We start from the raw sequence: 17,949 nt of genomic DNA on the forward strand, positions 1-17,949 counted from the left end.
ACGACAGCAGCGGCTTGAGCAGGTTGGACGCATCCATCACGCCACCGGACGCAGCGCCAGCACCAATGATGGTGTGGATCTCGTCGATGAACAGGATCGCCTGCGGACGCTTTTTCAGCTCATTGAGCAGCGCCTTGAAGCGCTTCTCGAAATCACCGCGATACTTGGTGCCCGCGAGCAGAGCGCCAAGATCGAGCGAGTAGACAACCGCATTGGCCAGCAGATCTGGTACCTGGTTGTCGACGATGCGCTTGGCCAGGCCTTCGGCAATCGCGGTTTTACCCACGCCCGCTTCACCCACCAGCAGCGGATTGTTCTTGCGCCGGCGCGCGAGAATCTGCGCGACACGCTCGACCTCCGACTCACGGCCGACCAGCGGATCAATGCGACCCTGGCGCGCGAGTTCGTTGAGGTTGCTGGCATAAGCATCCAGAGGATTGCCTGAAGAAGAAGACTCACCGCCCTCGTCGTCCTGCATATCTTGTTCACCTTCAGAGTGATCGCCATGCCCCGGCACTTTCGAAATGCCGTGTGCGATGTAGTTGACGACATCGATGCGCGCAACGCTCTGCTGTTTCAGCAGGAACACTGCCTGACTCTCTTGCTCACTGAAGATGGCGACCAGCACGTTGGCGCCGGTCACTTCGCGTTTGCCCGAGCTCTGTACGTGAAAAACAGCACGCTGCAGGACACGCTGGAAGCCCAGGGTTGGCTGGGTTTCGCGATCCTCGTCATGCACGGGGATCAATGGCGTGGTGGAGTCGATGAACTCCTGCAGATCATGCTTGAGTTTGTCGAGGTTTGCGCCGCAGGCACGCAAAACGGTGGCGGCAGCCTCATTATCCAATAGCGCCAGCAGGAGATGTTCGACGGTCATGAACTCATGACGCTTCGAACGAGCCTCCTTGAAGGCAAGATTGAGGGTGACTTCGAGCTCGCGGTTTAACATAGCTTCACCTCATACCCAAGTGGTCGGCGATTAACCGTCCTTCTCGATTTCACAGAGTAGCGGATGCTGGCTTTCCCTGGCGTACTGGTTGACCTGCATGGCCTTTGTCTCGGCGATGTCGCGGGTAAACACTCCACATACTGCCCGGCCTTCTGTATGGACGGCCAGCATGACCTTGGTCGCCAGCTCGCGATTCAGGTTAAAAAACACCTCGAGCACTTCGACGACGAAATCCATCGGTGTGTAGTCATCGTTGAACAAAACCACCTTGTACATCGGCGGCGCCTGTAACGCGGGCTTTGCTTCCTGAACAGCAACGCCTGCCGAATCGTCGTCGTGCTCCTGTGGAAGATCCTTTTGGAGAAGCGGGCGATCCTGATTGAATGTTAGTCGAATCTGGCTGATTGCATGCATGGAAAAAAAGGTTCGTCAGTTGTGCGAATACAGTGGTGGGGGCGGTTGCACACGTTTTCAACTACGACTGCCCGGTCACCTTGACTATCGGGAAAACGGTGTTACAACCAATAGAGCCCACAGTGGGTAAAAAAGATCCGCGGAGTCAATTCTTTTATCGAATTCGATTGCGGATGTCGTGGATGATACTCCAGCGATGGAGTCTGTTGCAGAGGGATTTGAGCATGGCTGTCGGCAAGGTGAAATGGTTCAACAATGCCAAGGGATTCGGCTTTATCAATACCGACGCCCGGGAAGGTCGCGATGAGGATGGCAAGGACATTGATTTCTTTGCCCACTACTCGGCCATTGAAATGGAAGGGTACAAGACCCTGAAAGCGGGTCAGGCGGTGACCTTCGAGATCGTTCATGGCCCTAAAGGCTTGCATGCCGTGAAGATAACTTCGGTCGAAGCAGCTCCCACGCCAAGCTCGATTGCCACGGAACAACAAACGGCAACCAGTTGAAGCCTCAAAACATTCGGTCATAAAAAACCGCCTGACTCAACCCATCGAGTCAGGCGGTTTTTGCGTGCCTGCAACTTTTACATATGCGAAATCAACGCATCCCCGAACCCGGAAGACGACACCAGCTTCGCGCCATCCATCAAGCGCTCGAAATCATAAGTAACAGTCTTGGCGCCGATCGCACCGTTGGTGCCCTTGATGATCAGGTCCGCCGCTTCCGTCCAGCCCATATGACGCAGCATCATCTCGGCCGAGAGAATCAGCGAGCCCGGGTTGACCTGGTCCTTGCCGGCATACTTCGGCGCAGTACCGTGGGTCGCTTCGAACATCGCTACGGTGTCGGACAGGTTGGCACCCGGCGCAATACCGATACCACCCACTTCCGCCGCCAGCGCGTCGGACAGGTAGTCACCGTTGAGGTTAAGCGTAGCGATCACATCGTATTCGGCCGGGCGCAGCAGGATCTGCTGGAGCATGGCGTCGGCGATGGCGTCCTTGACCACGATGTTCTTGCCGGTCTTCGGGTTCTTGAACTGCATCCACGGACCGCCGTCCAGCAGCGTCGCGCCGAATTCTTCGGCCGCCACTTCGTAGGCCCATTCCTTGAAGGCACCTTCGGTGAACTTCATGATGTTGCCTTTGTGCACGATGGTCAGCGAGTCGCGGTCATTATCGATCACATATTGCAGAGCCTTGCGCGCCAGACGCTTGGTGCCTTCGCGGGAGACCGGCTTGACGCCGATACCGCAGTTTTCGTCGAAACGGATCTTGGTGACGCCCATTTCTTCTTTAAGGAATTTGATGACCTTGGTGGCTTCCGGCGAACCAGCCTTCCATTCGATACCGGCGTAGATGTCTTCGGAGTTCTCGCGGAAGATGGTCATGTCGACGTCGCCGGGCTTTTTCACCGGGCTCGGCACGCCTTCGAACCAGCGCACCGGGCGCAGGCAGACGTACAGGTCGAGTTGCTGACGCAGGGCCACGTTCAGCGAGCGGATGCCGCCACCGACCGGGGTGGTCAACGGGCCTTTGATGGAGACCACGTAATCCTTGACCGCGTCGAGGGTTTCCTGCGGCAGCCAGGTGTCCTGGTCATAAACCTGAGTGGCTTTTTCGCCGGCATAGACTTCCATCCAGGAAATCTTGCGCTTGCCGCCGTAGGCCTTTTCAACAGCAGCATCGACAACCTTGATCATCACCGGACTGATGTCGACACCAATACCGTCACCTTCGATGAAGGGGATGATCGGGTTATCAGGAACATTGAGAGAATGGTCTGCGTTGACAGTGATTTTGTCACCGACGGCTGGAACCTGAATCTTCTTGTAACCCATGCTGAACTCCATTGTTTGGATTGAACACCTGGCTTGCTTCGAGCGTAACCCAGTTGAATCAACACGCAAACCCTATGTTCCGCCGCCGCGCACATCTCGTTTCGTACAAGCCTGAAAGCAAAGGGAAAAGCGCCAAACTCCAGCATTCGTAACGAGTCTTTGCCCGGTTGCGCCCTGCGACCTTTAGACCAATGGACGAAAATCGTTGCATATGAACCATCGGCAGATTGCCAGCTACCTATGTATAATGCCGCCCGCTGACCACAGGGTCACGACGGCTGGCCTCTCTAGCACGAGACTTTCCGCCTGATTGGTCGGGTTGTTACCGCAGCCTGACTGCTTGACGCTCTACTGATGCACCCAACATCACCGCGAAGAATCTCGACATTCGGTTCATGGATGACTTTGAACGAACGCGCTTACCCGGCGCCCCTCGAGTTTCTGCGCACGCTTTAGCAAAGAAGAGAGAGTTAATCCGAATATGCCCACCCGCTCGAAGATCATCTATACCTTCACCGACGAAGCTCCTGCCCTCGCCACCTATTCCCTGCTGCCGATCATCGAGGCTTACACCGCCTCGGCCGATATCGCCGTGGAAACCCGCGATATCTCTCTTGCAGCACGCATCCTGGCAAGCTTCCCCGAGCAACTGGGCGACAAAGCCGTAGCCGACCACCTCGCCGAACTGGGCGACCTGGCCGTTACGCCTGAAGCCAACATCATCAAGCTGCCGAACATCAGTGCTTCGGTGCCACAACTGCAAGCCGCGATCAAAGAGCTGCAGGCGCAGGGCTACAACCTGCCGGACTATCCGGAAACCGTGACCAGCGACGCCGAAAAAGACGCCCGGGCGCGTTACGACAAGGTCAAGGGCAGCGCCGTGAACCCGGTTCTGCGCGAAGGCAACTCCGACCGCCGCGCTCCGCTGTCGGTGAAGAACTACGCGCGCAAGCACCCGCACAAAATGGGCGCCTGGGCCAAGGACTCCAAGTCCCACGTCGCGCACATGAGCACCGGCGATTTCTACGGCAGCGAAAAAGCTGTCCTGATCGACGCCGCTGACGCTGTGAAGATCGAGCTGATCGCCAAGGACGGTGCTGCCACCGTTCTGAAAGAAAAAACCACCGTTCAGGCCGGCGAGATCCTCGACTGCGCCGTGATGAGCAAAAACGCCCTGCGTGCGTTCATCGCTGCCGAGATCGAAAGCGCCAAGGCCCAGGGCGTGCTGCTCTCGGTTCACTTGAAAGCGACCATGATGAAGGTCTCCGACCCGATCATGTTCGGCCAGATCGTTGCCGAGTTCTATAAAGACGCACTGACCAAGCACGCTGACGTGCTGAACCAGATCGGCTTCAACCTGAACAACGGCATCGGCGATCTGTACGCACGCATCAAGGCCCTGCCGGCCGAGCAGCAAGCGCAGATCGAAGCCGATATCGCAGCGGTCTACGCCGTTCGTCCGTCGCTGGCGATGGTCAACTCCGACAAAGGCATCACCAACCTGCACGTACCGAGCGACGTCATCGTTGACGCCTCGATGCCAGCGATGATCCGTGACTCCGGCAAGATGTGGGGCACCGACGGTCAGCTGCACGACACCAAGGCTGTGATCCCGGATCGTTGCTACGCGACCATCTACCAGGCTGTGATCGAAGATTGCAAAGCCAATGGTGCTTTCGACCCGACCACCATGGGCAGCGTGCCGAACGTCGGTCTGATGGCGAAGAAAGCCGAAGAGTACGGCTCGCACGACAAGACCTTCCAGATCAAGGCTGACGGCGTTGTTCGCGTCACCGACAGCAAGGGCAAGCTGCTGATGGAACAGGCTGTCGAAGCCGGCGACATCTTCCGCATGTGCCAGACCAAAGACGCGCCGATCCAGGACTGGGTCAAACTGGCCGTCAACCGTGCTCGCGCCAGCAGCACGCCGGCGATCTTCTGGCTTGACCCGATGCGCGCTCACGATGGCGTCGTGATCGAGAAAGTTCAGGCGTACCTGAAGGATCACGACACCAGCGGTCTGGACATCCAGATCATGGCTCCAGTCGACGCGATGAAGTACACCCTGAAGCGCACCCGCGAAGGCAAGGACACCATTTCGGTGACCGGTAACGTACTGCGCGACTACCTGACCGACCTGTTCCCGATCATGGAACTGGGCACCAGCGCCAAGATGCTGTCGATCGTGCCGCTGATGAACGGCGGTGGTCTGTTCGAAACCGGCGCCGGCGGTTCGGCTCCGAAGCACGTGCAGCAACTGGTTGAAGAAAACTTCCTGCGCTGGGATTCGCTGGGTGAGTTCCTCGCCCTGGCCGCTTCCCTTGAGCATCTGGGTGTGAACTACAACAACCCGAAAGCGCTGGTGCTGTCGAAGACCCTGGACCAGGCCACCGGCCAGTTCCTCGACAACAACAAGTCGCCATCGCGCAAAGTCGGCAACATCGACAACCGCGGCAGCCACTTCTACCTGGCGATGTACTGGGCTCAGGCCCTGGCCGCCCAGACTGAAGACGCTGCACTGCAAGCGCAGTTCGCGACTCTGGCCAAAACCCTGACCGAGAACGAAGCAACTATCGTTGCCGAGCTCAACGCCGTTCAGGGCAAGCCAGTCGACATCGGCGGTTACTACCACGCCGACGCCGAGCTGATCAGCAAGGCCATGCGCCCAAGCGCAACCTTCAACGCGGCGATTGCTGCGCTGGTTTAAGGTTGTAATGCGGTAAACAAACCCCGGCCGAGTGCCGGGGTTTGTGTTTTTACTGACAACATAAATCCCTTGTGGGAGCGAGCCTGCTCCGGGCGGCGTTCCGACGAATGCGGTTTATCATTCAGCACCTTCGTTGACTGACCCACCGCTTTCGCGAGCAGGCTCGCTCCCACAGGGGGTCGGGTTTTAACCTGGATATTGAGGAAGGTTTTATGGAATGGCTCCCCCACATCACCGTCGCCACCATCGTCGAGGACAACGGCCGTTTCCTGATGGTCGAAGAGCACAAAGGCGGGCGCAATGTGCTCAACCAGCCGGCAGGCCATCTCGATCCGGATGAAACCCTGATCGACGCGGCCATTCGCGAAACCCTCGAAGAAACCGGCTGGGACGTCGAACCCACCGGCGTGATCGGCATTTATCTGTACACCGCACCGAGCAACGGCGTGACTTACCAGCGCATATGCTTCAGCGCCAAAGCCGTGCAGCACCACCCGGATTACCAACTCGACGACGGCATCGTCGGCGCCAAGTGGCTGACCCGCGACGAATTAATCGCCCAGCGCGACAACTGGCGCAGCGAGCTGATCATCCGCTGCATCGACGATTATCTGGCCGGTCATCACTTCAGCCTCGAACTGATCCGCCCTTCTCTTTAGCCTTGCGGCCGTGAGCCTGATAGAATCGCGCCCTTTTCCAAGACACTCATTGAATCCCTATGCGTGATCCAGCCCCTTCTGACACATCCAAGAAGCGCGTCATTGTCGGCATGTCCGGCGGCGTGGACTCTTCCGTTTCCGCCCTTCTGCTGATCGAGCAGGGTTATGAAGTGGAAGGCCTGTTCATGAAGAACTGGGAAGAAGACGACGGAACGGAATACTGCACCGCCATGGACGACCTGGCGGATGCTCAGGCTGTCTGCGACAAGATCGGCATCAAGCTGCACACCGCCAACTTCGCCGCCGAGTACTGGGACAACGTGTTCGAGCACTTCCTCGCCGAATACAAGGCGGGGCGCACGCCGAACCCGGACATCCTGTGCAACCGCGAGATCAAGTTCAAGGCGTTCCTCGACTACGCGATGATGCTCGGCGCCGACCTGATCGCCACCGGTCACTACGTGCGCCGTCGCGACATCGATGGCCGCACCGAACTGCTCAAGGGCCTCGATCCGAACAAGGATCAGAGCTACTTCCTGCACGCCGTTGGTGGCGAACAGATCGCCAAGACCCTGTTCCCGGTCGGCGAACTGGAAAAGCCTGAAGTCCGCGCGATTGCCGAGAAATACGAACTGGCCACCGCCAAGAAGAAGGATTCCACCGGGATCTGCTTCATCGGCGAGCGTCGTTTCAGCGACTTCCTCAAGCAGTACCTGCCGGCACAACCGGGCGAAATCAAGACCACCGAAGGCGAAGTCATCGGCCGTCACCACGGCTTGATGTACCACACCATCGGCCAGCGCCAGGGCCTCGGCATCGGCGGCTTGAAGGATGCCGGCGATGAGCCGTGGTACGTGCTGCGCAAGGATCTGCAGACCAACGAGCTGATCGTCGGTCAGGGCAACAACCATCCATGGCTGTTCTCCAGCGCCCTGCTCGCTTCGGAAATCTACTGGGTCAATCCGATCGACCTGAGCCAGCCGCTGCGCCTGACGGCGAAAGTGCGCTATCGCCAGAGCGATCAGGCCTGCACCCTGGAAAAAACCGCCAGCGGCTATCGCGCCGTGTTCGACGAACCGCAACGCGCGGTGACGCCGGGCCAGTCGGTGGTGTTCTATGACGGTGAAATCTGCCTCGGCGGCGGCGTGATCGAAGTGGCCGAGCCGTGGAGCGCCCAGGCATGAGCCCGACTCAGGAGCAACTGACGGCGCTGGGCGGTGTGTTTCTCGCCGCCGTGCTGGTCGACCGCATCGCCAAGACCGGCCAGACCAACGAGGCCGGCCTGAGTTGCATGCTCGGCAGCCTGCTGGTACGGGATCCGAAAGATACGCTGGACGTGTACGGTGGCGACGACATCAATCTGCGCGAGGGTTATCGCGCGCTGATTGGCGCACTGGAGCGCGATCCGAGCACCTTGCAGCGCGAGCCGTTGCGCTACGCGCTGTCGATGCTCGGTCTGGAGCGGCAATTGGCCAAGCGTGACGACATGCTTGAGACGATTGCCAAACGCCTGCCGCAGATTCAGTCGCAGGTGGAGCATTTTGGCCCTGCGCACGAAAACGTCATCGCCGCTTGCGGTGCGTTGTATCAGGACACTTTGAGCACCCTGCGCCAGCGCATTCAGGTGCACGGCGACATGCGCAACCTGCAGCAGCCGAGCAATGCCTCGAAAATCCGCGCCCTGCTCCTCGCTGGTATCCGCTCGGCGCGCCTGTGGCGTCAGCTCGGTGGTCATCGCTGGCAGTTGGTGATCAGCCGCCGCAAGCTGCTCAAAGAGCTTTATCCGTTGATGCGCAGCGAGTAAACGCCGCGTCATGAAGGCTTTGTAGTCTGTAACGCGTAATACGCCGGTCAGTTGGCGACGGACCGGCGGATTTTTTCATGTATGATACGCGCCCCATTTCGTTGCCCGACTGTCCGAGAACACCCCATGCAGCTCTCTTCGCTCACTGCGGTTTCCCCTGTTGACGGCCGCTACGCCGGCAAAACCCAGGCCCTGCGCCCGATTTTCAGCGAGTACGGCCTGATCCGTGCCCGCGTTCTGGTTGAAGTGCGCTGGCTCCAGCGCCTGGCCGCCCATGCTGGCATCCCTGAAGTGCCAGCCTTCTCCGCCGAGGCCAACGCCGTTCTCAACGAACTGGCGGAAAACTTTTCGCTGGAGCACGCCGAGCGCGTCAAAGAGATCGAGCGCACCACCAACCACGACGTCAAAGCGATCGAATACCTGCTCAAAGAGCAGGCGGCCAAGCTGCCGGAGCTGGCCAAGGTCAGCGAATTCATCCACTTTGCCTGCACCAGTGAAGACATCAACAACCTGTCCCACGCCTTGATGCTGCGTGAAGGCCGTGACGACGTGATGCTGCCGCTGATGCGCCAGACCGCCAACGCCATCCGCGAACTGGCCATCCGTTTCGCCGACGTGCCGATGCTGTCGCGCACCCACGGTCAGCCGGCTTCGCCGACTACTCTGGGTAAAGAGCTGGCCAACGTGGTTTACCGTCTCGAGCGCCAGATCGCTCAGGTCGCTGCCGTGCCGCTGCTGGGCAAGATCAACGGCGCCGTCGGCAACTACAACGCGCACCTGTCGGCCTACCCGCAGATCGACTGGGAAGCCAACGCCCGCGCCTTCATCGAAGACGAGCTGGGCCTGGGCTTCAACCCGTACACCACGCAGATCGAACCGCACGACTACATCGCCGAGCTGTTCGACGCCATCGCGCGCTTCAACACCATCCTGATCGACTTCGACCGCGACATCTGGGGCTACATTTCCCTGGGTTATTTCAAGCAGCGCACCATCGCTGGCGAAATCGGTTCGTCGACCATGCCGCACAAGGTCAACCCGATCGACTTCGAAAACTCCGAAGGCAACCTGGGTATCGCCAACGCACTGTTCCAGCACCTGGCGAGCAAGCTGCCAATTTCCCGCTGGCAGCGCGACCTGACCGACTCCACCGTCCTGCGCAACCTCGGTGTCGGCTTCGCCCACAGCGTGATCGCATACGAAGCCAGCCTCAAAGGCATCAGCAAACTGGAGCTCAACGAGCAGAAGATTGCCGCCGACCTCGACGCTTGCTGGGAAGTACTGGCCGAGCCGATCCAGACCGTGATGCGTCGGTACAACATCGAAAACCCGTACGAAAAGCTGAAAGAACTGACCCGTGGCAAGGGCATCAGCCCTGAAGCGTTGCAGACTTTCATCGATGGCCTGGACATGCCAGCCGAAGCCAAAGCCGAGCTCAAGCAACTGACTCCGGCCAACTACATCGGCAACGCAGTGGCACAAGCCAAACGCATCTGATCGACCGTTTGCCCCGTTTGAGACGCCCGGCCGCGCCGGGCGTTTTTATTCCCGTCTGAAAAGTGCTTTTTTTCAATAGGTTACATATGAATTCCGATATTCCTCTTCAACTTCTGGGCGGCCTCACAGCACGCGAATTCCTGCGTGACTACTGGCAGAAAAAACCGCTGCTGATCCGTCAGGCGATTCCTGACTTCGAAAGCCCGATCGACGCCGACGAACTGGCCGGCCTGGCCCTGGAAGAAGAAGTCGAATCGCGCCTGGTCATCGAGCACGGCGAGCGTCCGTGGGAACTGCGTCGCGGCCCGTTCGCCGAAGACGAGTTCAGCAAATTGCCAGAGAAAGAGTGGACCCTGCTGGTGCAGGCGGTTGACCAGTTCGTGCCGGAAGTCAGCGAACTGCTGGAAAACTTCCGCTTCCTGCCGAGCTGGCGCGTCGATGACGTGATGATCAGCTTTGCCGCACCGGGTGGCAGCGTCGGCCCGCACTTCGACAACTACGATGTGTTCCTGCTGCAGGGCCACGGCAAGCGCAACTGGAAAATCGGCCAGATGTGCGACTCCGAGAGCCCGCTGCTGCAACACGCCGACCTGCGCATCCTCGCTGAATTCCACGAGACCGAAGAATGGGTGCTGGAGCCGGGCGACATGCTCTACCTGCCGCCGCGCCTGGCCCATTGCGGTGTCGCGGTCGACAACTGCATGACCTACTCGGTCGGCTTCCGCGCGCCAAGCGCCGCTGAAGTGCTGACCCACTTCACCGACTTCCTCAGCCAGTTCCTGACCGACGAAGAACGCTACACCGATGCCGACGCCAAGCCGGCGGTCGATCCGCACCAGATTCAACACGATGCGCTGGATCGCCTGAAAAGCCTGCTCGCCGAGCACATGAGCGATGAGCGCCTGCTGCTGACCTGGTTCGGCCAGTACATGACCGAGCCGCGCTACCCGGAACTGGTGGTCGGCCCGGAAGACGTCGAAGAAGACGACTTCCTCGCCGCCCTGCAGGACGGCGCCGTACTGATCCGCAACCCGAGCGCGCGCCTGGCCTGGTCGGAAGTCGACGACGATCTGCTGCTGTTCGCCAGTGGCCAGAGCCGTTATCTACCGGGCAAGCTGCGCGAACTGTTGAAGCTGATCTGCGCCGCTGACGCCCTGCACGCCGACAACCTCGGCGAGTGGCTGAGCGACGAAGACGGTCGCAGCCTGCTTTGCGAACTGGTCAAGCAAGGGAGCCTGGGGTTCGCCGATGAATAAAATTCGCGTTCGTGTCGCAGACTGGCAGAAGGATATCGCCGAGATCCGGCGCATTCGTGAAACGGTGTTCATCGCCGAACAATCGGTGCCACCCGAGCTTGAGTGGGACGCAGATGACGCGAGCGCCGTGCATTTCCTGGCGTTCGAAGGCGACTTCCCGATCGGCACTGCGCGGTTATTGCCCGACGGCCACATCGGCAGGGTCTCGGTACTCAAAGACTGGCGCGGGATGAAGGTCGGTGACGCGCTGATGCAAGCGGTCATCGCCGAAGCTGAAGCGCGCGGCCTGAAGCAACAAATGCTCAGCGCGCAAGTGCAAGCCACGGCGTTCTACGAGCGTTTGGGTTTCAGCCTGGTCAGCGAGGAGTTTCTTGAGGCCGGGATACCGCATGTCGATATGGTTCGGCATTCGGCTTAAGACCGCGGCGCGGCCTTCGCGAGCAGGCTCGCTCCCACAGGGGATCTGTGCCTGACACACAATTTGTGTCCGCTGGAGATCTACTGTGGGAGCGAGCCTGCTCGCGAAGAGGCCCGCCAGCACACCACAAAACGCCCCGCCATTTTCGGATGCCGGGGCGTTTTGCTGTCTACGATTCAACTTGCCCCACCCCGGGCCGACAAACTGGCAATATCAAGCCTTTCGAACGCGGAGATAACGGACATGTCCCTACGCACCCTGCTCACCACCCTGCTGCTCGGCTGCAGTTTTTCGGTGCTGGCAGCCACAGAAATCGTCCCCCTCAAATACCACACCAGCGCCGACATGCTGCCGGTCGCGCAGGATTTCATCGGCCAGGACGGCCAGGTCAGCGCTTACGGCAACCAACTGATCGTCAAAGCCGAGCCGGGCAAGATTCAGGAGTTGAAGGATCTGCTGGCGCAACTCGATACCGCACCGAAGCGCTTGCTGATCACCGTCGACACCAACGAAAACAATGGCCGTGGCGACGAAGGTTATTCAGTCAACGGCGCTCAGCCGAACCAGACCCGGATCATCAGCCGCAGCACCACCAGCCGCAACGGCGGCGTTCAGCAAGTGCAGACCAGTGAAGGCACTCCGGCGCTGATCCAGGTTGGCCAGAGCGTGCCGATCACCAACACCCAGAGCGATTCCTACGGCGGTTACAGCAGCGAGACCCAATACCGCAACGTCACCCAGGGTTTCTACGTCACCGCCAGCGTCACCGGCGAAACCGTTCATCTGGCGATCAGTACCAACCGTGACCGTATGAGCCAGGAACGTCCCGATGTAGTGAACGTGCAAAGTACCGACACAACCGTCACCGGGCGCCTCGGTGAGTGGATCACTCTGGCGGGAGTCAACAGCCAGACTCAGGCCGATAAACAGGGCCTGACCCGCAGCTACTCGACTCAGGGCCGCGATGACATGACCTTGCGGGTGAAAGTCGACACGCTGGACTAAAGCACCGAAAACTGACTGATTAGTCGTATTAGACGAAAGATGTAGTGCTTGAGAAAAAGCACTACAAAACGTTTGACGCGAAAAAAAAGCAAAGGCATGATGGCCTCGCTCCCGCTAATCAGAGGCCCTGGCAAGGGCCTTCGAAGCGCCGCTCGCACCTACCCCGCGAGCCGTTTCGTGTCTGTACCGCCCACAAGGTGTGTTTGACGAGGTTGCCGACTGGAACGAAGTTGTCCCGAGGGACGGAAGCGTATTTAGGTAACCCGGCTTCACGCTGCAGACCGTATAAAGGCCCACGACGCCGGAATGCGCCCGCACCGCGCCACTACCTGCTCACTTCCCCTCGAGCCCATCGTTCATCCCGTCGCCTACCCCGCCGAATCCGACTTGACCACCTAAGCTTCTGGTCAGCGAGCGCAGGAATTTTCCACCGCAGAACAACTTTTCATAAAAGACGCGACGAGGTTTATCTCCATGGCACTGACACGCGAACAGCAAATTGCAGCCCTCGAAAAAGACTGGGCCGAGAACCCGCGCTGGAAAGGCGTGACTCGCACTTACTCCGCTGCCGACGTGGTCCGCCTGCGTGGCTCGGTTCAGCCAGAGCACACCTTCGCGAAGATGGGCGCCGAGAAGCTGTGGAACCTGGTCACCCAGGGTGCCAAGCCGTCCTTCCGTCCAGAGAAAGATTTCGTCAACTGCATGGGCGCGCTGACAGGCGGCCAGGCTGTTCAGCAGGTCAAGGCCGGTATCCAGGCGATCTACCTGTCCGGCTGGCAGGTGGCTGCGGACAACAACTCCGCAGAATCGATGTACCCGGACCAGTCGCTGTACCCGGTGGACTCGGTGCCAACCGTGGTCAAGCGCATCAACAACTCGTTCCGTCGTGCTGACCAGATCCAGTGGAAAGCCGGCAAGAACCCGGGCGACGATGGCTACATCGACTACTTCGCACCAATCGTGGCCGACGCTGAAGCCGGTTTCGGCGGTGTACTCAACGCCTACGAGCTGATGAAAAGCATGATCGAAGCAGGCGCCGCCGGCGTTCACTTCGAAGACCAACTGGCTTCGGTGAAGAAATGCGGCCACATGGGCGGCAAGGTTCTGGTGCCAACCCAGGAAGCCGTGCAGAAGCTGACTGCTGCCCGTCTGGCCGCTGACGTCGCTGGCACGCCAACGATCATTCTGGCCCGCACCGACGCCAACGCGGCTGACCTGCTGACTTCCGACTGCGACCCGTACGATCAGCCATTCGTGACCGGCGAGCGTACTCAGGAAGGTTTCTACAAGGTACGTGCCGGCCTGGATCAAGCGATCGCCCGTGGCCTGGCTTACGCGCCGTATGCCGACCTGATCTGGTGCGAAACCGCCAAGCCGGATCTGGACGAGGCTCGTCGCTTCGCTGAAGCGATCAAGAAGGAATACCCGGACCAGTTGCTGTCGTACAACTGCTCGCCTTCCTTCAACTGGAAGAAGAACCTGGACGACGCGACCATCGCCAAGTTCCAGCGCGAACTGTCCGCCATGGGCTACAAGCACCAGTTCATCACCCTGGCCGGCATCCACAACATGTGGCACAGCATGTTCAACCTGGCGCACGACTACGCCCGCAACGACATGACTGCCTACGTGAAGCTGCAAGAGCAGGAATTCGCTGACGCCGCCAAGGGTTACACCTTCGTTGCGCACCAGCAGGAAGTGGGCACTGGCTACTTCGACGACATGACCACCGTGATCCAGGGCGGCTCGTCCTCGGTGACCGCGCTGACCGGCTCGACCGAAGAAGAGCAGTTCCACTGATTCGGCTTCACCTGAGCAAACGGCCTCTGCGGATCGAATAAAAGCTAACCGCAGAGCCGCAATATTGACGCCCCGACTGGATCGGGGCGTTTTTTTGCCTGTTGGAATCTCAAAGACACTACAAATCCCCTGTGGGAGCGAGCCTGCTCGCGAAGGCGATAAGTCAGCTTGCACATCTGGAGGCTGATCCTTCGCTTTCGCGAGCAGGCTCGCTCCCACAGGGCTACCGTCAGCCGCGAGACGAAACATTGATCTGAAGCGCTACAAGCGTCAGAAATTTCCGCTAAAACGGTAGGCTTCGCTACTTGCAGTAACGCGCAAGTAAGACAACTTCCCAGCCACTCACTCGTTAAACAGTTACGAAACCACGCCAAACGATATCAATTATCATTTAGCTGCAACTATGTTCGTTACAAACCCTACAAAACATAATTGATGGAAACCCGGCTAATGCCCGCAACGCATGGGCCGCAGCGACCTCAGGAGGCGCTATGTCCTTAATCCGGTAAATAATTTCGCCTTTGGAATTTTACTTGCCGGGTGTTTAGCCATAAAATCAGCCCGATTGATTGCTGCGACATATCGTCACTGCCTTATTTCTTTATCAAGCTCAGAGACCTTTGCTCTCTGTTAAGGATTACCAGCATGCCCGAAGCGACAGGACTCATGGCCCACAACTGGGGCTTTGCCATTTTCCTTCTGGGTGTCGTCGGCCTGTGTGCCTTCATGCTTGGCGTCTCCAGCCTCCTCGGGTCAAAAGCCTGGGGTCGCAGCAAAAACGAACCGTTCGAGTCGGGCATGCTACCTACCGGTGGCGCCCGCTTGCGGCTCTCAGCCAAATTCTATCTGGTCGCGATGCTCTTCGTGATCTTCGATATCGAAGCCCTCTTTCTCTTTGCATGGTCTGTGTCCGTCCGCGAAAGCGGCTGGACCGGATTCGTCGAAGCTCTCGTTTTCATAGCAATTCTGTTGGCAGGTCTTGTCTACCTGTTCCGAGTGGGCGCCCTTGACTGGGCTCCGGAAGCTCGTCGCAAGCGGCAGGCGAAGCTGAAACAATGAGGCTTTGGCAATGCAATACAATCTCACCAGGATCGACCCCGATGCTCCTAACGAGCAGTATCCGATTGGCCAGCGGGAAACCGTTGCCGATCCGTTAGAAGATCAAGTCCACAAAAACATTTTCATGGGCAAGCTGGAAGACGTGCTGAGTGGCGCGGTCAACTGGGGACGTAAGAACTCCCTGTGGCCGTACAACTTCGGCCTGTCGTGCTGCTACGTGGAAATGACCACCGCCTTCACGGCGCCCCACGACATCGCGCGCTTCGGCGCCGAAGTCATCCGGGCCTCGCCGCGTCAGGCCGACTTCATGGTTATCGCCGGTACCTGCTTCATCAAGATGGCGCCGATCATCCAGCGTCTCTACGAGCAAATGCTCGAGCCGAAATGGGTTATCTCCATGGGTTCGTGCGCCAACTCCGGCGGCATGTACGACATCTACTCCGTGGTTCAAGGGGTGGACAAGTTCCTGCCCGTGGACGTCTACGTACCTGGCTGCCCGCCCCGTCCGGAAGCATTTCTGCAAGGCTTGATGCTGTTGCAGGAATCGATTGGACAGGAGCGTCGTCCGCTTTCCTGGGTCGTTGGTGATCAAGGCGTGTATCGCGCCGACATGCCATCGCAGAAGGAACAGCGCCGCGAACAGCGAATCGCAGTCACCAATCTGCGCAGCCCTGACGAAGTCTGATCCAGTTCTGTTCCAAGTAACGAGAAGCTGGCTTCATTCTTTACGTTGACCGAAAGCGAAAAAATAACCATGACTACAGGCAGTGCTCTGTACATCCCGCCTTACAAGGCAGACGACCAGGATGTGGTCGTCGAACTGAACAACCGTTTTGGCGCCGAAGCGTTCACCGCGCAGGCAACCCGCACCGGCATGCCGGTGCTGTGGGTGGCCCGTGCCAAACTGGTTGAAGTCCTGACTTTCCTGCGCAACCTGCCCAAGCCGTACGTCATGCTCTATGACCTGCACGGCGTGGACGAGCGTCTGCGCACCAAGCGTCAAGGGCTGCCGACCGGCGCCGATTTCACCGTGTTCTATCACCTCATGTCGCTGGAGCGTAATAGTGACGTGATGATCAAGGTGGCCTTGTCCGAAGGCGACCTCAGCATGCCTTCCGTCACCAGCATCTGGCCCAACGCCAACTGGTACGAACGTGAAGTCTGGGACATGTTCGGCATCGACTTCAAAGGCCACCCGCACCTGTCGCGCATCATGATGCCGCCGACCTGGGAAGGTCACCCGCTGCGCAAGGACTTCCCGGCGCGCGCCACCGAATTCGATCCGTACAGCCTCAACCTCGCCAAGCAGCAGTTGGAAGAGGAAGCCGCGCGCTTCCGTCCGGAAGACTGGGGCATGAAGCGGTCCGGTGCCAACGAGGACTATATGTTCCTCAACCTCGGCCCGAACCACCCTTCGGCGCACGGTGCGTTCCGCATCATCCTGCAGCTGGACGGCGAAGAGATCGTCGATTGCGTCCCGGACATCGGTTACCACCACCGTGGCGCCGAGAAGATGGGCGAGCGTCAGTCCTGGCACAGCTACATTCCTTACACCGACCGTATCGACTACCTCGGCGGCGTGATGAACAACCTGCCGTACGTGCTCTCGGTCGAGAAGCTCGCCGGCATCAAGGTGCCGCAGAAGGTCGACGTCATCCGCATCATGATGGCCGAGTTCTTCCGGATCACCAGTCACCTGCTGTTCCTGGGTACCTACATCCAGGACGTCGGCGCCATGACCCCGGTGTTCTTCACCTTCACCGACCGCCAGAAGGCGTACACGGTGATCGAAGCCATCACCGGTTTCCGTCTGCACCCGGCCTGGTACCGCATCGGCGGCGTCGCCCACGACCTGCCGCGCGGCTGGGAAAAACTGGTCAAGGATTTCGTCGAGTGGATGCCCAAGCGTCTCGACGAATACACCAAGGCCGCCCTGCAGAACAGCATCCTCAAGGGGCGTACCGTCGGCGTTGCCGCCTACAACACCAAAGAAGCCCTGGAATGGGGCGTCACCGGTGCCGGCCTGCGTTCTACCGGTTGCGATTTCGACCTGCGTAAAGCGCGTCCGTATTCGGGCTACGAGAACTTCGAATTCGAAGTGCCGCTGGCCGTCAACGGCGATGCCTATGACCGCTGCATGGTCCGCGTCGAAGAGATGCGCCAGAGCATCAAGATCATCGACCAGTGCATGCGCAACATGCCGGAAGGCCCGTACAAGGCGGATCACCCGCTGACCACGCCGCCGCCGAAAGAGCGCACGCTGCAGCACATCGAAACCCTGATCACGCACTTCCTGCAGGTTTCGTGGGGCCCGGTCATGCCGGCCAACGAATCCTTCCAGATGATCGAAGCGACCAAGGGCATCAACAGTTATTACCTGACGAGCGACGGCGGCACCATGAGCTACCGTACCCGGATCCGTACTCCGAGCTTCCCGCATCTGCAACAGATCCCTTCGGTGATCAAAGGCAGCATGGTCGCGGACTTGATTGCGTACCTGGGTAGTATCGACTTCGTTATGGCCGACGTGGACCGCTAAGC

The 17,949-nt window shown here is 59.2% G+C and carries 16 protein-coding genes; 13 read left to right on the forward strand and 3 right to left on the reverse strand.

Annotated elements, in window-relative coordinates:
• Positions 1 to 949 (reverse strand): Clp protease N-terminal domain-containing protein (locus D6877_RS26795; protein ID WP_130912651.1); only part of this gene is annotated, 949 nt, incomplete at its 3' end.
• A gap of 30 nt (positions 950 to 979) precedes the next feature.
• Entirely contained in the window at positions 980 to 1,363 is a 384-nt protein-coding gene (clpS, locus tag D6877_RS26800; protein WP_011334948.1) for an ATP-dependent Clp protease adapter ClpS, read from the reverse strand.
• A 224-nt stretch (positions 1,364 to 1,587) separates the two neighbouring features.
• Here clpS and D6877_RS26805 point away from each other — a divergent pair, with 224 nt between their 5' ends.
• Positions 1,588 to 1,869, forward strand: coding sequence for a cold shock domain-containing protein (locus D6877_RS26805; protein WP_130912652.1), 282 nt, complete (start codon positions 1,588 to 1,590; stop codon positions 1,867 to 1,869).
• A 77-nt stretch (positions 1,870 to 1,946) separates the two neighbouring features.
• Here the strand turns inward: D6877_RS26805 and icd are convergent, their stop codons facing one another.
• Positions 1,947 to 3,203: an NADP-dependent isocitrate dehydrogenase gene (gene icd, locus D6877_RS26810; protein ID WP_130912653.1), complete on the reverse strand. Its 1,257-nt coding sequence runs from the start codon at positions 3,201 to 3,203 to the stop codon at positions 1,947 to 1,949.
• Positions 3,204 to 3,684: 481 nt separating this feature from the next.
• On the opposite strand from icd, the gene D6877_RS26815 reads away from it, so the two are divergent.
• From D6877_RS26815 to nuoC, 12 genes are all read left to right on the forward strand, one after another.
• The gene (locus D6877_RS26815) at positions 3,685 to 5,910 is read left to right on the forward strand and encodes an NADP-dependent isocitrate dehydrogenase (protein WP_130912654.1); all 2,226 of its coding nucleotides are present in this window, start codon (positions 3,685 to 3,687) and stop codon (positions 5,908 to 5,910) included.
• Positions 5,911 to 6,122: 212 nt separating this feature from the next.
• Positions 6,123 to 6,569 (forward strand): NUDIX hydrolase, encoded by a 447-nt coding sequence (locus tag D6877_RS26820; protein ID WP_016775271.1) that lies wholly within the window; start codon positions 6,123 to 6,125, stop codon positions 6,567 to 6,569.
• A 59-nt stretch (positions 6,570 to 6,628) separates the two neighbouring features.
• Positions 6,629 to 7,753 (forward strand): tRNA 2-thiouridine(34) synthase MnmA, encoded by a 1,125-nt coding sequence (gene mnmA, locus D6877_RS26825; protein WP_130912655.1) that lies wholly within the window; start codon positions 6,629 to 6,631, stop codon positions 7,751 to 7,753.
• The gene (gene hflD, locus D6877_RS26830; RefSeq protein ID WP_130912656.1) at positions 7,750 to 8,373 is read left to right on the forward strand and encodes a high frequency lysogenization protein HflD; all 624 of its coding nucleotides are present in this window, start codon (positions 7,750 to 7,752) and stop codon (positions 8,371 to 8,373) included. Before mnmA ends, hflD begins: the two co-directional genes overlap by 4 nt.
• A gap of 126 nt (positions 8,374 to 8,499) precedes the next feature.
• Positions 8,500 to 9,870, forward strand: coding sequence for an adenylosuccinate lyase (purB, locus tag D6877_RS26835; protein ID WP_003223822.1), 1,371 nt, complete (start codon positions 8,500 to 8,502; stop codon positions 9,868 to 9,870).
• An 86-nt stretch (positions 9,871 to 9,956) separates the two neighbouring features.
• Positions 9,957 to 11,126: a cupin domain-containing protein gene (locus D6877_RS26840; protein ID WP_130912657.1), complete on the forward strand. Its 1,170-nt coding sequence runs from the start codon at positions 9,957 to 9,959 to the stop codon at positions 11,124 to 11,126.
• On the forward strand, positions 11,119 to 11,544 hold the full coding sequence (locus D6877_RS26845; protein WP_042559863.1) for a GNAT family N-acetyltransferase: 426 nt from the start codon (positions 11,119 to 11,121) through the stop codon (positions 11,542 to 11,544). Before D6877_RS26840 ends, D6877_RS26845 begins: the two co-directional genes overlap by 8 nt.
• A gap of 243 nt (positions 11,545 to 11,787) precedes the next feature.
• Positions 11,788 to 12,549 carry a secretin N-terminal domain-containing protein gene (locus D6877_RS26850; RefSeq protein ID WP_024013416.1) on the forward strand — a complete coding sequence of 254 codons (762 nt, stop codon included), beginning with the start codon at positions 11,788 to 11,790 and terminating at the stop codon, positions 12,547 to 12,549.
• A gap of 474 nt (positions 12,550 to 13,023) precedes the next feature.
• Positions 13,024 to 14,349, forward strand: coding sequence for an isocitrate lyase (gene aceA, locus D6877_RS26855; RefSeq protein ID WP_093434273.1), 1,326 nt, complete (start codon positions 13,024 to 13,026; stop codon positions 14,347 to 14,349).
• A 645-nt stretch (positions 14,350 to 14,994) separates the two neighbouring features.
• Entirely contained in the window at positions 14,995 to 15,408 is a 414-nt protein-coding gene (locus D6877_RS26865; protein ID WP_003223812.1) for an NADH-quinone oxidoreductase subunit A, read from the forward strand.
• A 10-nt stretch (positions 15,409 to 15,418) separates the two neighbouring features.
• Positions 15,419 to 16,093, forward strand: coding sequence for an NADH-quinone oxidoreductase subunit B (locus D6877_RS26870; protein ID WP_016775278.1), 675 nt, complete (start codon positions 15,419 to 15,421; stop codon positions 16,091 to 16,093).
• A gap of 69 nt (positions 16,094 to 16,162) precedes the next feature.
• A complete protein-coding gene (nuoC, locus tag D6877_RS26875) occupies positions 16,163 to 17,947 on the forward strand; it encodes an NADH-quinone oxidoreductase subunit C/D (protein ID WP_041477079.1) in 1,785 nt (594 codons plus the stop codon).
• Positions 17,948 to 17,949: the final 2 nt, after the last annotated feature.

This window comes from Pseudomonas sp. Sample_9 (genome assembly GCF_004307535.1).
In the GTDB taxonomy this organism is placed as follows: Bacteria; Pseudomonadota; Gammaproteobacteria; order Pseudomonadales; family Pseudomonadaceae; genus Aquipseudomonas; species Aquipseudomonas mercuritolerans.

Excerpts from the sequence above, each read along its gene's own strand:
- mnmA (WP_130912655.1), top strand. The coding sequence starts at position 6,629 with ATGCGTGATCCAGCCCCTTCTGACACATCCAAGAAGCGCGTCATTGTC.
- nuoC (WP_041477079.1), top strand. The coding sequence starts at position 16,163 with ATGACTACAGGCAGTGCTCTGTACATCCCGCCTTACAAGGCAGACGAC.
- D6877_RS26815 (WP_130912654.1), top strand. The coding sequence starts at position 3,685 with ATGCCCACCCGCTCGAAGATCATCTATACCTTCACCGACGAAGCTCCT.
- D6877_RS26845 (WP_042559863.1), top strand. The coding sequence starts at position 11,119 with ATGAATAAAATTCGCGTTCGTGTCGCAGACTGGCAGAAGGATATCGCC.
- hflD (WP_130912656.1), top strand. The coding sequence starts at position 7,750 with ATGAGCCCGACTCAGGAGCAACTGACGGCGCTGGGCGGTGTGTTTCTC.
- clpS (WP_011334948.1), bottom strand. The coding sequence starts at position 1,363 with ATGCATGCAATCAGCCAGATTCGACTAACATTCAATCAGGATCGCCCG.
- D6877_RS26820 (WP_016775271.1), top strand. The coding sequence starts at position 6,123 with ATGGAATGGCTCCCCCACATCACCGTCGCCACCATCGTCGAGGACAAC.
- D6877_RS26840 (WP_130912657.1), top strand. The coding sequence starts at position 9,957 with ATGAATTCCGATATTCCTCTTCAACTTCTGGGCGGCCTCACAGCACGC.
- D6877_RS26865 (WP_003223812.1), top strand. The coding sequence starts at position 14,995 with ATGCCCGAAGCGACAGGACTCATGGCCCACAACTGGGGCTTTGCCATT.
- icd (WP_130912653.1), bottom strand. The coding sequence starts at position 3,203 with ATGGGTTACAAGAAGATTCAGGTTCCAGCCGTCGGTGACAAAATCACT.
- purB (WP_003223822.1), top strand. The coding sequence starts at position 8,500 with ATGCAGCTCTCTTCGCTCACTGCGGTTTCCCCTGTTGACGGCCGCTAC.
- aceA (WP_093434273.1), top strand. The coding sequence starts at position 13,024 with ATGGCACTGACACGCGAACAGCAAATTGCAGCCCTCGAAAAAGACTGG.
- D6877_RS26870 (WP_016775278.1), top strand. The coding sequence starts at position 15,419 with ATGCAATACAATCTCACCAGGATCGACCCCGATGCTCCTAACGAGCAG.
- D6877_RS26805 (WP_130912652.1), top strand. The coding sequence starts at position 1,588 with ATGGCTGTCGGCAAGGTGAAATGGTTCAACAATGCCAAGGGATTCGGC.
- D6877_RS26850 (WP_024013416.1), top strand. The coding sequence starts at position 11,788 with ATGTCCCTACGCACCCTGCTCACCACCCTGCTGCTCGGCTGCAGTTTT.